The 1,591-nt window shown below is 33.9% G+C and carries 1 protein-coding gene; it reads left to right on the plus strand.

The annotated features are described in order from the left end of the window. The first annotated feature begins 658 nt into the window (after window positions 1-658). Window positions 659-1,507 carry a Bro-N domain-containing protein gene (locus U9R42_14495; protein ID MEA3497233.1) on the plus strand — a complete coding sequence of 283 codons (849 nt, stop codon included), beginning with the start codon at window positions 659-661 and terminating at the stop codon, window positions 1,505-1,507. Window positions 1,508-1,591: the final 84 nt, after the last annotated feature.

The following is a 1,591-nucleotide window of genomic DNA, read 5'->3' on the forward strand; positions in this document are numbered from 1 at the left end:
GGCTGGAAATACAAGAAAAGACATTGAAAAAAAATTGGGAGAAAGTGTTATAAGCCCACTGAATGCAAAAGAATTAGGAAAACGAAATAACGATGAAATTAATAGAATTGAAGAATAAACAACGAAATGCCAATCGAGTACGCGGCTGACGGAGTAATCTCCGCCAGTATTCCTTCGTTAAAACTACGACTAACAAAGTGCAGCTCTCACAATTAATCCCGCACCTTTTGGACGGGACCACCAAGCCCTTCAACTTAGTTCAGGATAAACCAAGCGGGTCTTTTCTATAAAAATTGGAACAGGCTGTACTTGGCGGTTCGTTAGATAATACTAAACCACCATCAATTTAATTAAAAAGAATCTAGTATTATGCCGATGGATTAGCATAGCTTGTACCGCAAAATTTCGGTATTAAGAAAATTTATTTTCTGTTACATGATAACCTTTCGGTATAAAAGAAAGAATTAATTGTGTTTTTGGATTAACATCTTTTTTGACCACAGGAAACATATCCTTATATTTGACAAAAATTTAATTGGTGGTTAGGGTTATTAGACAGACTGACATTGGCATTCATTGTAGAAAAACGTTTTCCCAATAAAAATCCGGACTAACAAAAAAAAGATTAATTTTGAAGTTGATATTTTGAAAAGATAATATGACAAAAGAAACTGCAATAAAATTATTTCAAGACCAAAGGGTTAGAATTCAATGGGATGATAAACAAGAAAAATGGTATTTTTCAATCGTTGACATTATAGGTGTGCTAACTGAGAGTGTTAATCCAAATAATTATTGGAAAGTACTAAAAAGCCGACTCAAGAAAGAAGGGAGTGAGTTGGTTACAAATTGTAACCAACTGAAAATGGAGTCGTCTGATGGTAAATATTATAAAACAGATGTTGCAGATACAGAACAACTTCTACGATTAATTCAATCTATTCCTTCACCGAAAGCCGAACCTTTTAAAGTATGGTTGGCTAAGGTTGGATATGAACGAATTGAAGAGACAGAAGACCCAGAACTTGCATTTGACAGAGCAATGGAAACATATCTGAAAAAAGGATATTCTAAAAACTGGATTAATCAACGTCTAAAAAGTATTGAGGTCAGAAAAGAACTAACTGACGAGTGGGATTTACGTGGTGTAAAAAAAGGATTGGAGTATGCAATTTTAACTGATGAAATCACTAAAGCATGGACTGGCTTTACAACAAAACAATACAAGAATCTCAAAGACTTAAAAAAAGAAAATCTTCGAGATAATATGACAAATCTTGAGTTAGTTCTAAATATGTTGGCAGAAACAACAACAACCGCATTATCAAAAAAAGAAAAACCAAAGACATTTAGTGAAAATAAGAAAGTAGCAAAAAAAGGTGGTGACGTGGCTGGAAATACAAGAAAAGACATTGAAAAAAAATTGGGAGAAAGTGTTATAAGCCCACTGAATGCAAAAGAATTAGGAAAACGAAATAACGATGAAATTAATAGAATTGAAGAATAAACAACGAAACGCCAATCGAGTAGGCGGCTGACGGAGTAATCTCCGCCAGTATTCCTTCGTTAAAACTACGGCTAACAAAGTGCA

The sequence above is a fragment of the Bacteroidota bacterium genome, from assembly GCA_034723125.1.
Classification (GTDB): Bacteria; Bacteroidota; Bacteroidia; order CAILMK01; family JAAYUY01; genus JAYEOP01.

Coding starts and splice junctions, on each gene's coding strand:
- U9R42_14495 (MEA3497233.1), top strand. CDS start 659: ATGACAAAAGAAACTGCAATAAAATTATTTCAAGACCAAAGGGTTAGA.